Origin of the sequence: Pelorhabdus rhamnosifermentans (assembly GCF_018835585.1) — a bacterium.
Classification (GTDB): Bacteria; Bacillota; Negativicutes; order UMGS1260; family UMGS1260; genus Pelorhabdus; species Pelorhabdus rhamnosifermentans.
Genome location: NZ_JAHGVE010000001.1, coordinates 525,322 through 538,716 on the forward strand (window position 1 = coordinate 525,322; position 13,395 = coordinate 538,716).

Genomic DNA, 13,395 nt, shown 5'->3' on the forward strand with positions numbered 1-13,395 from the left:
GGAAAAAGGAATAAAGATCTAAGGCGGATAAGGACTTCAGAAATTCATGAAGGAAAATGGGTTTGGACGCGTTATTACCTGACATTTGTGCAGTGATAATGTGGTTTATTTATAGTAGGAGTCTAGTCCTGTTTTTTGATGGAGCAGCGATGGGGAAGTGGGCGATATGCTATATAGAGAGCCTTTCTCATTAGTCATAAAGTTCATTGCATGGAGTAATTACGACTAAATTCGACACTTTTTTTATTATAATTGGTGTATAATTATAATGCTAGACTTAACATGGGGACATTATGGTAAATGACATTCATGACATATTAATAAGTTAAAAGTAGAAAGGAATAACAATGGAAGCCCCAAAAAATGTGGAATTTAATCATTCAAGCCAGGATAGAGTTATTCTAACTTGTTTAACCGTCGTGGCTAATGGCATGGGCATTACAATTGATGAAGAAATTTTAACAAGAAAATATCAATTTGATGAGAAGTTATCCGATATAACGGTTATAAGAAAGACAGCAGAAAAAATTCGACTCAAGACCAAAATGATAAAACCGGATAAAAAAAAGCTTTCTCAAATAGCGGTACCCGCTATGGCTATTACTAAAAGTGGCGGTTATGTAGTAATTGAACAAATAAATGAACAAAAAGCTTTAATATTCAATCCAGAGTATGGCCGGTCATTTGTACTGGAGTTAGACAAATTTATAGCAGACTGGTCCGGTCAAGTTATCCTTTTTCAGCGTTCGTTTAGCTTAAAAGATCTTAGCAGACAGTTTAATCTAACTTGGTTTATACCGGTGATTATCCGATATAAACAGTATTTTTTTGAGATTCTTGGGGCTGCTTTCTTTTTTCAGTTATTTGGTTTGGTAGTTCCCTTATGTACCCAGGTCATTATTGATAAGGTAATTGTAAATCCGGGTACCACAACCTTAAGTGTGTTAGGAATAGGTATGATATTTGTTGTAGTTTTTAGAACAGGAATGAATCTTATTCGAACCTATTTATTTACACACACGACAAATAAAATTGATGTAATTTTAGGAACTAGGCTGTTTAGGCATTTGATGTATTTGCCAATCCGTTTTTTCGAAACAAGGCGGGTTGGGGATACTCTGATGCGAGTGGCTGCGCTAAATAATATCCGAGAATTTTTAACTGGCACAGCCATGACAGTATTGGTAGACTTGGTGTTTTCAGTAGTGTTTTATGCGGTCATGTTTTATTACAGTACCGCCTTGACATTCGTTGCTATTCTTGCTATACCCTTTCAGATTATGATCAATATAGTAGGAACGCCAGTTTATCAGCAAAAGCTAAAAGATTCTTGGGATGCCAATGCCGAGAATAATGCCTTTGTTGTAGAAGCAATTACCGGTATTCATACAATTAAATCCTTAGCAGTGGAACCACAGTTTAATTTTCGTTGGGAGAGGTTATTGGCGCGAAGTGTTACAACAAATTTGGACAAGGCTCAGCTTAGTGTCATATTAAGTAATGCCGGAAACTTTACGCAAAAACTGTTTACCTATTTAATTATTTGGTATGGCGGACTCATGGTAATAGACGGGAAAGTAACGCTTGGACAATTTATTGCCTTTCAAATGTTGTCCAATCAGGCCGGTGCACCGCTTTTGCGTCTGATTGGTATGTGGCAGTCTTTTCAGCAAACTAAGCTGGCGATGACTAGAATTGGAGACGTTTTAAATGCGGTACCTGAGCCGGTATATTTGCCTGATGCGATCACAATGCCGGAAATAAAAGGCGAAATTAGAATGGAAGATGTTAACTTCCGATACGATATAGACGGCAATCAGGTTTTACAGCAAGTTAATCTAACTATTTCTCCAGGAATGAAGGTAGGAATTGTTGGCAGATCAGGCTCAGGTAAAAGTACATTATCGAAAATAATCCAAAGACTATATTTACCAGAATCAGGCCGTATCTATATTGATGGCATTGATATAGCTAAAACCGACCCGGCCTGGTTAAGACGGCAGATGGGGGTAGTGCTGCAAGAAAACTATTTGTTTAACGGCAGCATAAGGGAAAATATCGCTTTTGCTTGTCAAGGTGTAAGGTTGGAAAAGGTAATGAAAGCTGCTAAACTTGCCGGGGCCCATGATTTTATTGTCGAACTTCCGGAAGGGTATGATACCATGGTGGGTGAACGCGGTACTAGCTTGTCGGGTGGACAGTGCCAGCGAATTGCCATTGCACGTGCGCTGCTTTCTGATCCTAAAATTATTATCTTTGATGAGGCGACGAGTGCACTGGATTACCAGTCCGAGAATATTATCATGGAAAACATCGGGCAGATCGCGGTTGGACACACGATGTTTATCATTGCCCACCGTTTAGCCAATGTCGTTAACTGCGATTTGATTATTGTTATGGACAGCGGCAAAATTGTAGAGCAAGGGACACATAGGGAGCTTATGAGCCGAAAAGGTGTTTATTATAATCTCTATAATCAGCAAGGAGCTTGCCATGTTTAAGAAAATAGTTATATACATAAGAAATAGTCGTTTTGTAGAAATAAGTAAAGAGTTTTACGAAAAGGCAAAAATTAAAAATATCGAGAGGTATCAAAAGAAAGAAGCCGAATTTTTACCGGCATCCTTGGAAATTATTGAATCTCCGCCAGCATATGGCAGTCGCACTGTATTGTGGTCATTTTTTAGTTTGGCAATCATCGCATTATTATGGGTAACTTTTGGCAGTGTAGATGAAGTAACAGTAGCCTCGGGGAAAATCATTCCAAATGGATATGTAAGAGTGCTTCAAGCCGAAGACAAGGGCGTTATTAAAGAAATATATGTTACTGATGGAAAAAAGGTAAAAAAAGGGGATTTGTTGCTGGCGTTTGATCCGACAGTTTCTGAAGCTGATTTGGCAATAATGAAAAAGAAGGTGGCGTACGCCAGTCTTGAAGTTGAACGGTTGACATCTGAAAAAGAAAACAGGCCATTTAATCCACAAAATATACCGGATGCCGATGAAGTTGACATAAAAAATCAATTCAATCTTTATAATAGCCGTTGGCTTGAGTACAATGCAAAAATGAACGAAGCTATCCAAGGGGTACAGCAAAGTAAGACAGATTTGAAAAAAACTCTTACTGAGGAAGAAAAACAGAAAGAGTTGTTCCAAATTGCCAAAGATAAAGAAGGCCAATTGCAATATTTACTAGATCAAAATGCCATATCAAAATTCAATTTGTTAGATCAGCAGGCCAAACGGCTTGAATTACAAAAAGATATGGAAGAACAAGGAGCGGCAATAGAAGCACAGCAAGCGTTGCTTGCTAAAAGTCAGGCCGCGATGAATAGAACTATAGCGGAACGAGCTACGGATATAGACACAAACCTGACCGCTGCAACAAAGAATTTGGCGGACTGCTCTGAACAGCTAAAAAAGTCGGAAGAAAAGTATGGTCTATCAAAAATTATTGCACCCGATGATGGGTATGTAAGTAATTTATCAGTACATACCATTGGTGGAGTTGTAACACCGGCTCAAACAATCATGGAAATCGTTCCTGAACATGCTACGTTAGAAGCAGAAGTATGGGTTTCTAATAAGGATATCGGCTTTATACGGATCGGGCAGCCCGTTGAACTCAAGATTGAAACCTTCAATTTTCAAAAATACGGGACTGTTCCTGCTATGGTTACCACTATTAGTCCAAATGCTGTAGATGACAGCGAAAAGGGCCGGGTATTTAAAGTGCTGCTGCAAGTAAATAAGGAAAATGTTGAAGTAAATGGCCGTGAACTGCGCTTAGGTAGCGGCATGACAGTAAGTGCCGAAATCAAAACAAGGGGAAAGAAAATTTATGAATATTTCCTGGAACCATTTAAAAAATATATTAGTCAATCATTGAGAGAGAGATAATATATGGCTGGAAAAATTATTCAAGAAAAAGAGGAACAGAAAACAGGGACATTTATTGATTCGGCACTGCATTGTTTGATATTTGTCTCAGAATTTATCGGCGTATCAGCTGACGAAAGGCAAATTAGGCGCGCTAATATTATCGGAAACTCTGGTATGGATATGGCAACGCTGATCCGAGCTGCACAACAATTGGGTCTGAAAGCTCGGTTTGTAGATTACAATCGAAAAAAAGAAAAAGCAATATTTCCGCTGCCGGCAATTATCGTTTTAAAAAACGATTGCTATGTAATTATGCTAAAGCGGGATAGTGAAAAGACCATCTTATATGACCCTTACCAAAAGAAACCCGTAGCTATTTCTAATGAAACTTTGTTGGAACAGTGGAGTGGAAAAACAGTTCTTATCGCTAAACGTTCCAAGTTAATCGATAAGGAAGAAAAAAGGTTCGGCCTATCATGGTTTACGCCTGTAATTATGCGTTATAAAAGTGCCTTTGGAAAAGTGCTGCTATTTTCGCTCATTATACAGGCACTGGGACTGCTTAGCCCATTGTTTACGCAGGTAATTATTAATAAGGTACTAGTACACCATAGTGTTAGTACTTTAAATATACTTGTCGCAGGCATGATTGGCATTTGCATCTATGAAGCATGGTTTAATGGGTTAAGAAGCTACATGTTTAATCATCATATTAGCAAAGTGGATGTAATGCTTAGTGCCCGACTATTTAAACATGTTATGGCTTTGCCGATAAGTTTTTTTGAGAAATATCGGATAGGTGATATTGTTTCTCGACTAAGGGAACTGGATAAAATACGCGGCTTCATTGTGGGATCAGCTTTTACGACCATTCTTGATAGCATTTTTGCTTTGGTATATCTGGTGATCATGTTGTTCTACAGTGGCTCTCTTACCTTGATTACGATCGTCACTCTGGGCTGTTATGTCTTGCTTAATCTAGTGCTGACACCCTTGTTTCGCAGAAGTCTGAGCAAAAAATTTAGGCTGGGTACAGAGAATCAATCATTTATGATCGAGACTATTACTGGTATACAAACAGTAAAAACGATGGCAGCAGAACATCATTTCATTAAAACCTGGGATGAAATGTTATCTCGGTACGTAAAGTCAGTGTTTATGACTGCAAATATTGATAATATCGGCAATAATGCCGCTGCAATGATTCAGCAACTATCCATGATTTGTATTCTCTGGGTAGGTGTCAATCAAGTGATGGATAATCAATTAACTGTAGGTGAATTAATTGCCTTCCAAATGTATGCGAACTTTGTGGTTTCTCCGGTATTACGTTTGATCACCCTTTGGCAGAACCTTCAAGAGACCAAGGAAGCCATTGATCGGTTAGGCGATATTGTGAATGAACAGCCAGAGCCCATATTTAATCCTGATCGCACCACTCTATCGGCGATTCGTGGAGAAGTTACCCTCGATAGAGTTACTTTCCGGTATCGGGAAAAAACCAGGGAGATACTACGAAAAATCAATCTAAAAATAGAGGCGGGTGCCCGTATTGGGATAGTAGGCGCATCCGGTTCAGGCAAAAGCACCCTTGCCAAAATAATTCAGCGACTTTATGTGCCTGAAGCAGGTAGAGTGCTCATTGATGGGGTTGATTTGGCGCAAGTAGAACCAGCTTGGCTTAGACGGCAAGTAGGCGTCGTACTTCAGGAAAATTATCTATTTAATGGAACGATACGAGATAATATTGCGATAGCCAAACCGGAAGCTAGTATGGAGGAAATTCTTAAAGTAGCTTGTATTGCCGGAGTGGATCAGTTTGTCGTGGAATTACCGAATGGATACCATACCCTTGTCGGCGAACGGGGAACCTCATTATCCGGGGGGCAGAAACAGCGGATAGCCATTGCTCGGTCCATCCTGACAGATCCTAGGATACTTATTTTTGATGAGGCAACCAGTGCTTTGGACTACGAGTCAGAAAACATTATAAAAAATAATCTTGGACAAATAGCAGCAGGACGAACCATGATTATGATTGCCCATCGACTGTCAACCATACAAGACTGTGATAACATTGTTGTAATGAATGATGGTAGAATAGTTGAGCAGGGAACTCATGAGGAACTATTGGCCCAGCAGGGGGAATATTATCAGCTATATATGCTTCAGGAAAGGGTTGGCAAAGCGATATGATGATACACTTTGATTGCTAATTGGTGTATAATAAATAAGTGTAATATTGCCAACATAAAGATGGAGCGGCTAAATCTAGTCATATATTTTGAATATGATGTTATATGTATCTAAAGTCAAAGGAGGCATAAAGATGGACGGAGATTCTAGTAGTGATGGGAGCTACGGTGGGGTAGATACCTTTAGTAGCGATAGTTCTAGCAGTAGTTATGGTGGAAGTAGTTCATACAGTGGTTATGGAGGGGCTACAGGCGGTTATGGAGGAGCTACGACATCTGACAGTGATTCAACTAATGGTAATTATGGCGGTATTGTTGGGATGGGAGCTGATTGTTCAGGTAAAGAACAGGATTGTTATGAAGATATAATGGGAGTCGTAACGGATGATTCTTCGTGGTCAGGTAATTCAGGTAGCGACAGTTACAGTGGATTAGGGGTGACTGGAGGAGAACCTTGTTCCAATGGCACTATAACAGACATTGTAAATGATTCTTTAGCAGATTACGACCAAGGGTTCTATGCTTTATATTCTAATGATACGAGTGTACAAGCATATGCAAAAACTCTGGATACTATTCAGAGTACTTTGGATAGTGCGGCACGGTGGGTCACTGAAAATATTACTCAGCCGCTGCAATCAGTACTTAATCAGCCTGCAGGTATGACGAAAGAGAAGGTACAAAATGAACTAAAGTCGGCCAGTTCCGATAAAACGGAGGTTATTTAGTTAAATGTACCCTCCTGTCAAGGGTATGAGAAAAAACTATGTAACATTAAGAAGATGATTTCTGTATTCTAAGAAATCATCTTTTTAGTGCTTGCTGCCAGCTATAATTATTGTAGTGAACCGCTCTGAAGTTGACCCACGGGGAAGGGGCCAAACTAGATGAAGATAAGAACGGCATGTGTCGGAGAGGAGCAAGGTGGATATACTTGACATGAATGTTTACTTGGTATACAATTATATTGCTAATAAAAATGGTTATTTCACAAAAGAAAGGGAAATAAACAGATGCCCAATCAAAGTCAATGTATCTTTGAAATCATGCTACGAATTATCAATAAAGTATCAGAATTGATGGTAAAGCCGCGTACATTTGGAACGGGAGATGTATTATACGCTTCGGAAATTCACATGATTGATGTAATTGGCCGAAACCCGGGAATCCATGTTACGGAAATCGCCAATAAACTGGGCATTACTAAAGGTGCTGTTCCTAAAATGATTCGTAAGCTTTTGCAGAAAGAATTGATCTATCGATATCAGGCAAAGGACAATAAAAAAATGGTTCTATTTGAACTGACTCCAAAAGGAAACACTGCTTTTCAAGAGCATGCTGAATTTCATGAAAAATTGGATCAAGGCATTATAAATAGATTTAATTCTTTACAGGCATCGGAACTACTTATTTTTAATGATATTATGGGCGAAATCGAACGATATATTGATAAGATTGGACAAGAAAAATAAATTTTTTTAAACAAAATGTTTACCTAGTAAACATTTTGTTAACCTACATATTACAATAAAAATTCGTTCTTTTCTACTAAGCAAGAATAACTATATTTTCATTCAATGTTTAGTGGCGGAATTCTAATATTTATGAGAGGGTGATTCCATGAAATTTACTGCAAAATCCATTACAATCATTGTTGTGCTTTTAGCGGTTATGGGCGGAGCCGCTGCCTATTATTATGATCAGCGTGGTAAAATATCGACAGATGACGCTGCCATTAATGGTAGCACCGTGGTTTTAAGCCCTAAAATATCGGGTTATGTGAAGAGAGTAAACGTTCAGGATAATCAGTTGGTCAAAGCCGGGGATGTTCTTTTGGAAATTGATTCGACGGATTATATTGTGAAGCGGGATCGAGCGAAGGCGGCACTTGCCGCTGCTAAAGCTGCAGCGAATGCTGCTAGTAATAATGTAGAAACGACCACCGTTTCCGCTCCAGCCAATATTGATGTGGCAGAAGCTCAGATTCAATCGGCACAGGCCAATTGGGAAAAAGATTTGGCAGACAGGCAACGCACAGAAAGTTTGTTCAGTGCCGGGGCCTGCTCACGACAACAGCTGGATCAGGCAGTAGCAGCAGAAAAATCAGCGCGTTCCACGCTGGCTCAATCGCAAGCCGCACTTCATTCCGTCAATACAGCGTCCAGTGCCATTGCCGCGGCGAAAGACACGCATGAGCAGCTGCAAGCGCTGGTCAGACAGGCTGAAGTTGATTTGGTGCAAGCTGAAAATGAGTTGGCTAACACCAAAATTACGGCCCCGATGGATGGACGTATTACTAACCGAAGTGTGGAAGTCGGCAACTATGTGGAAGTTGGAACACAGTTAGCCTCGTTGGTTGGTACGGATCTATGGATCGTTGCCAATTTCAAGGAAAATCAATTAGAACATATGCTTCCTGGGCAGCCTGTCGATATTAAAATTGACGCTTATCCCAATGTAAAACTGCATGGTAAGGTGGATAGTCTGCAAGCGGGAACAGGGTCTCATTTTTCTCTCTTTCCGGCAGAGAATGCTACAGGGAACTTTGTCAAAGTTGTACAGCGAGTACCAGTGAAAATTGTATTTGATAATCCGCCTGACAAGACCTTTCAGCTGGGGCCTGGTATGTCGGTGGTACCGATGGTATATACCAATAGTGAAGGCTTAAATCATGGCTGATGTTTTGAAAAAAACGGCCCATCCATTTCTGGTATCCACTGCTGTCAGCTTAGCTGCTTTTATGGAAGTATTGGATACAACCATTGCTAACGTTTCACTTTCACATATTGCTGGGTCACTCGGTACTAGTTCGGAAGAAAGTACCTGGGTGCTGACATCCTATCTCGTATCCAACGGTATTGTTTTACCGTTATCTGGCTGGTTGTCTGCTCTTATGGGGCGCAAGAACTTTTTTGTTTTCTGTATTTTGGGATTTACATTTGCATCGTTTTTGTGTGGCATTTCAACTTCCCTGTCTATGCTAATTATTTTCCGATTGTTTCAAGGCTTGGCAGGCGGCGGTTTACAGCCGAGCCAGCAGGCCATCATTAAAGATAGTTTTCCCCCGGAAAAAGTGGGAATGGCATTTGCAATTACGGGTATAACAACGGTAGTGGCACCTATTATCGGGCCAGTGTTGGGCGGTTATATTACTGATAACTTTAGCTGGCGTTGGATTTTTTTCATCAATGTACCCATTGGGCTCCTAGCTGCTTGTTTCGTCAAAATTCTGGTTCAGGACCCGCCCAGTGCCCAAAAACAGAAAGTCGATTCCATTGATTATATTGGTTTGAGCCTGATTGCTATCGGTCTCGGCGCGCTGCAAATTGTTCTAGATAAAGGGCAGCAGGAAGATTGGTTTGACAGTTCCTTTATTATCATTCTTACTTGTGTCGCCGTTGTGGGGCTTAGTTTGGCAATTTTTTGGCTGTTGCGGCAAGAACATCCCGTAGTTGAACTAAAACTTTTTTCTATTCCCAGTTTTGGTATGTCTTGCATGATGATTTTCTTTGTAGGATTTTCCTTGCTTGCGAGCACCATGTTATTACCTATGCAGGTTCAGGAAAACTTCGGCTACAATGTTACTTTGTCAGGGCTGGTTCTTGCGCCAGGAGGAATTGCCATTCTCGTTATGTTGCCTGTTACAGGGAAACTGGTCAATATCATTCAGGCAAAGTATCTCATTTCTTTCGGCATGTTGATCAGTGCTATCGGTATGTGGGCTGCTGGAATGATCACGCCTCAGACGGACTACAATACTTTCGTCTTTGTACGTATTTTGCAAACAGTCGGTATACCGTTTCTATTCGTACCTGCCAATACACTTGCTTTTTCAAAAATTTCGCCGGAAAGTAGTAGTAATGCCTCAGCGCTTATTGTTTTAATGAAAAATCTTGGCGGCAGTATTGGCATTTCATTGATTACAAACAAGTTAATCCACAGTCAGCAGATCGAACAATCCTACTTGGTGCAGCATTTAACAATGGGGGATATTGGCTATCACAGTGCGATTGCGACATATATCCAAATGATTACGAACCTAGGGATACCTTCTTTCCTTACGAATAATGCAATATCAACGGCAGTTCTAGCGAAAATCTATCAGGAACTTGTCAAACAGGCCAGTATTCTTGCTTACCGGGATATCTTTAATTTTATGGGCGGTATGTTATTGGTTTTAGCCATTGTTGCCTTGCTCATGCCTGACAATAATGTTGGCTTCATATCAAAGACAAATAAAAGGACACAGAAGGCTCAGAGTTGTGGTATAGAATAAGAAAAAGCTGCTAGTTTTTCATTGACCCGAATGTCTTTGCAAGCGGTATTACTGATAAAGACTGGAATGCAATCATAACTAACCCGGATAATCCGCTTAACAATCGTGCTATTCAAAATGCCTATCCTCCCGGATCAGTATTCAAAATTGTTACCGCATCAGCTGCTCTCGATACTGGCAGTACCACACCCCAAGAAATATTTGAAGACAAAGGCGTATATATGCTCAATGGCTGGTCGTTTTATGGTGCAGACCCGCAAGGACTGGGGAAAATCGATATAGTTGGTGCTATTGCCATGTCTAGTGACCCTGTATTTTATGAGCTTGGTCGACGTATCGGTATAGACAATCTGGCTTCTTATGCCTTAACATTTGGTTATGGCGAATTGAGTGGCATAAAACTATTTGGTGAGGAAAAGGGTGTAGTTCCGACTGAAGCATGGAAACTCGCTACATATGGTGAAGAATGGCATCCGGGGGAGACTTTAATCGCTGCTATAGGACAAGGTTATTATCTAGCGACTCCTCTACAGCAGGTATTATCATTGATGGCTGTGGCTAACAATGGCTTGTACCGGCTACCACCCCTGAAATAGTTGTAGTAGTACTGGTAGAAGAGGCTGGGGAAGGAGCGGTAGCAGCAGTGCCCGTAGCCAGACAGGTACTAGAGGCTTATTTTGATCTGTATCCAAAAAGAAATCAATATCAGTGAACTGCATCGAAATCACTAGGTAAAATTTGCGCTATATTATAAAATTAAGCAGGCATTATCATAGTGCAGTAGAAGCACAAGCTAATTAAAATAATTTAAAATTAAACAGCATTATTATGATCTGAAACCTTTGTCAATGATTTGGCACAGGTTTATTTTATTTTTACAACAAAATGTATTTAGCAGTCGATTTATCTATTGATTCTTTCGTATTCTTATTGGTGAAATCTCCCTAGAGGATTGAACAGCAACATGTTGAAGTTAACATAAATATTAAATGTTTGCGTACTCAATACCGAGTAAGGTAGATTCTTCTTTTTCAAGTTATGGAGTTTTAACCAATCATTAGATAGCTATAACGGCCGAAAACATACTAGAGAGGATCCAACTGACATGGGGGGGAATATTTCAAATTCTAGGCTTAATGTATTGTATTATATTGTCATCTTGATATTTGTCGTTCTTATAACTCGACTAGCCTATCTACAGATAGCCCAAGGAGATGATTACAGGCATAAATCGGATGTTAACCACATTCGATTTATGCCGCTCACGGCTCCCCGTGGTCTTTTTTATGATCGTAATGGGATGCCGCTTGTTACTAACCGGCCTGGATTTACCGTTTCATTGATTCCTATTTCCGGTCCAATACCGGATGACGTTATTGATCGTTTAGCTGCCTTTTTGAGTATGAATCCTGATGAAATACGGCAAAAAGTCAAACAACAAGGCAACCCGTTTGAATCGATACGAATAAAAAACAATGTCGGTCAGGATATTGTCACCAAGATTGAAGAGCACCGTAATGATTTACCCGGTGTTGTCCTGGAAATCCAGTCGGTTCGAAAATATATCTACAATGAGTTGGGTGCTCACATCTTTGGTTATATAGGTGAAATCAGTGATAGCGAACTCGCGAAAAAGAAGGCTGAAGGCTATAAATCTGGTGATATTATTGGAAAATTCGGTCTCGAAGAGGTATGGGACAAGGAAATCCGTGGCATTGATGGCGATACGCAAGAGGAAGTTGATGCAGCCGGCCGGCCAGTGAAAATGTTAGATAAAAAGCAACCGGTCTTAGGTAATAGTCTGGTATTAACTATCGACACAAAAATTCAAAAGGTCGCGGAAAAAGCGATGGACGACCAGCTTAACTATCTCCAGAAAAAACTAGGAAATGTTAATGCCAAAGCTGCCGTCGCCGTTGTGATGAATCCCCAAACAGGTGAAATATTGGCAATGGTAAGCCGTCCAACGTTTGACCCGAATCTTTTTAATGGGGGAATTTCAGTAAAAAACTGGCAAATGATTAACGATAACCCTTTTAATCCTATGGAAAATCGGGCCATAGATGGAGAATATCCGCCAGGTTCAACTTTTAAGATCGTTACCAGTACTGCGGCGCTTGAACTCGGAAAAATAACTCCTGAGGAAAGAATCTTCGACAGCGGTCATTATATGTCGAAAGGAAACGCCTCGGGGGAAGCATTGGGCTGGATAAACTTTCAAACAGCCTTGTCAAAATCCGATAATGTATTCTTTTATAAAATGGGCGAACGTGTAGGTATTGACAATTTGGCAAAATATGCTCGAATGTACGGACTTGGAGCCCGAACCGGTATAAATCTTCCAGATGAAGCGTCGGGTTTGGTTGCTAGCCAGGAATATAAAGAAAAAGTATATCACGAAGAATGGTATTTATCGGAAACCTTAGACGCCGCCATCGGTCAGGGATTCCAATTAGTTACACCGCTGCAAGCGGCAATGGTGATGAGTGAAGTAGCGAATGGCGGTCATCGGTATCGTCCTTATTTGGTAAGTAAAATTATTTCGCCGAACGGTGATATCGTAAAAACATTTGAGCCTGAAGAACTAGGCGGTGTGCAAGTATCAGAACGTAATTTGAATTTGATCCGTGATGCCTTGCATGATGTTGCTTTGCCGGGAGGTACTGCCGCCTATGTTTTTGATGGATTTCCGATTTCAATCGCTGGCAAGACGGGTACGGCAGAAAATCCGCACGGCGACGACCATGGCTGGTTCGTGGCTTATGCTCCCTTTGACAAGCCGACAATTGTTGTGGCAGTTATTGTAGAGCAGGGCGGTTTTGGTGCAGACTCAGCAGGACCCGTTGCCAGAAAAATACTGGAAGCAGCTCTCAATGTTCCAACGAAAAAGGATGCCGCCGATGAGTTGGCGGAGGAAGAGGCTATAAAAAATAACACCATACAAGAGTAAAATGGTATCGTTGGTATTTCGGCTGTTACATCAACAGTCGAAATGCCAATAAACTTAATTGCTTCTAGAACTGCGCCAAGTGAGAAAAATAA

General features: G+C 40.5%; 10 protein-coding genes. 9 read left to right on the forward strand and 1 reads right to left on the reverse strand.

All coding sequences use genetic code 11. The features are described from left to right. Window positions 1–347 precede the first annotated feature (347 nt). The 7 genes from Ga0466249_RS02450 to Ga0466249_RS02480 all read left to right on the forward strand — a co-directional run bounded on the left by Ga0466249_RS02450 (window position 348) and on the right by Ga0466249_RS02480 (window position 10,353). Entirely contained in the window at window positions 348–2,501 is a 2,154-nt protein-coding gene (locus Ga0466249_RS02450) for a peptidase domain-containing ABC transporter (protein ID WP_215827832.1), read from the forward strand. Continuing rightward, window positions 2,494–3,900, forward strand: coding sequence for an HlyD family type I secretion periplasmic adaptor subunit (locus Ga0466249_RS02455; protein ID WP_215827833.1), 1,407 nt, complete (start codon window positions 2,494–2,496; stop codon window positions 3,898–3,900). Before Ga0466249_RS02450 ends, Ga0466249_RS02455 begins: the two co-directional genes overlap by 8 nt. 3 nt (window positions 3,901–3,903) lie before the next feature. Next, the gene (locus Ga0466249_RS02460) at window positions 3,904–6,078 is read left to right on the forward strand and encodes a peptidase domain-containing ABC transporter (protein WP_215827834.1); all 2,175 of its coding nucleotides are present in this window, start codon (window positions 3,904–3,906) and stop codon (window positions 6,076–6,078) included. A gap of 133 nt (window positions 6,079–6,211) precedes the next feature. Continuing rightward, the gene (locus Ga0466249_RS02465) at window positions 6,212–6,805 is read left to right on the forward strand and encodes a hypothetical protein (protein WP_215827835.1); all 594 of its coding nucleotides are present in this window, start codon (window positions 6,212–6,214) and stop codon (window positions 6,803–6,805) included. Between the two features lie 285 nt (window positions 6,806–7,090). Continuing rightward, a complete protein-coding gene (locus Ga0466249_RS02470; protein ID WP_215827836.1) occupies window positions 7,091–7,549 on the forward strand; it encodes a MarR family transcriptional regulator in 459 nt (152 codons plus the stop codon). Window positions 7,550–7,697: 148 nt separating this feature from the next. Continuing rightward, a complete protein-coding gene (locus tag Ga0466249_RS02475) occupies window positions 7,698–8,756 on the forward strand; it encodes an HlyD family secretion protein (RefSeq protein WP_215827837.1) in 1,059 nt (352 codons plus the stop codon). Beyond that, on the forward strand, window positions 8,749–10,353 hold the full coding sequence (locus Ga0466249_RS02480; RefSeq protein ID WP_215827838.1) for a DHA2 family efflux MFS transporter permease subunit: 1,605 nt from the start codon (window positions 8,749–8,751) through the stop codon (window positions 10,351–10,353). Before Ga0466249_RS02475 ends, Ga0466249_RS02480 begins: the two co-directional genes overlap by 8 nt. On the opposite strand, the gene Ga0466249_RS26440 is transcribed toward Ga0466249_RS02480, so the two are convergent. Further along, the gene (locus tag Ga0466249_RS26440; protein WP_246588337.1) at window positions 10,332–10,469 is read right to left on the reverse strand and encodes a hypothetical protein; all 138 of its coding nucleotides are present in this window, start codon (window positions 10,467–10,469) and stop codon (window positions 10,332–10,334) included. The two genes, Ga0466249_RS02480 and Ga0466249_RS26440, sit on opposite strands and share 22 nt — an antisense overlap. Between Ga0466249_RS26440 and Ga0466249_RS02485 the strand changes: the two genes are divergently transcribed. Together Ga0466249_RS02485 and mrdA are read left to right on the forward strand one after the other, a co-directional pair. Continuing rightward, window positions 10,464–10,949: a penicillin-binding transpeptidase domain-containing protein gene (locus Ga0466249_RS02485; RefSeq protein ID WP_312889694.1), complete on the forward strand. Its 486-nt coding sequence runs from the start codon at window positions 10,464–10,466 to the stop codon at window positions 10,947–10,949. The two genes, Ga0466249_RS26440 and Ga0466249_RS02485, sit on opposite strands and share 6 nt — an antisense overlap. A gap of 509 nt (window positions 10,950–11,458) precedes the next feature. Continuing rightward, the gene (gene mrdA / locus Ga0466249_RS02490; protein WP_215827839.1) at window positions 11,459–13,303 is read left to right on the forward strand and encodes a penicillin-binding protein 2; all 1,845 of its coding nucleotides are present in this window, start codon (window positions 11,459–11,461) and stop codon (window positions 13,301–13,303) included. Window positions 13,304–13,395: the final 92 nt, after the last annotated feature.

Excerpts from the sequence above, each read along its gene's own strand:
- Ga0466249_RS02450 (WP_215827832.1), top strand. The coding sequence starts at position 348 with ATGGAAGCCCCAAAAAATGTGGAATTTAATCATTCAAGCCAGGATAGA.
- Ga0466249_RS02480 (WP_215827838.1), top strand. The coding sequence starts at position 8,749 with ATGGCTGATGTTTTGAAAAAAACGGCCCATCCATTTCTGGTATCCACT.
- mrdA (WP_215827839.1), top strand. The coding sequence starts at position 11,459 with ATGGGGGGGAATATTTCAAATTCTAGGCTTAATGTATTGTATTATATT.
- Ga0466249_RS02470 (WP_215827836.1), top strand. The coding sequence starts at position 7,091 with ATGCCCAATCAAAGTCAATGTATCTTTGAAATCATGCTACGAATTATC.
- Ga0466249_RS02460 (WP_215827834.1), top strand. The coding sequence starts at position 3,904 with ATGGCTGGAAAAATTATTCAAGAAAAAGAGGAACAGAAAACAGGGACA.
- Ga0466249_RS02475 (WP_215827837.1), top strand. The coding sequence starts at position 7,698 with ATGAAATTTACTGCAAAATCCATTACAATCATTGTTGTGCTTTTAGCG.
- Ga0466249_RS02455 (WP_215827833.1), top strand. The coding sequence starts at position 2,494 with ATGTTTAAGAAAATAGTTATATACATAAGAAATAGTCGTTTTGTAGAA.
- Ga0466249_RS02465 (WP_215827835.1), top strand. The coding sequence starts at position 6,212 with ATGGACGGAGATTCTAGTAGTGATGGGAGCTACGGTGGGGTAGATACC.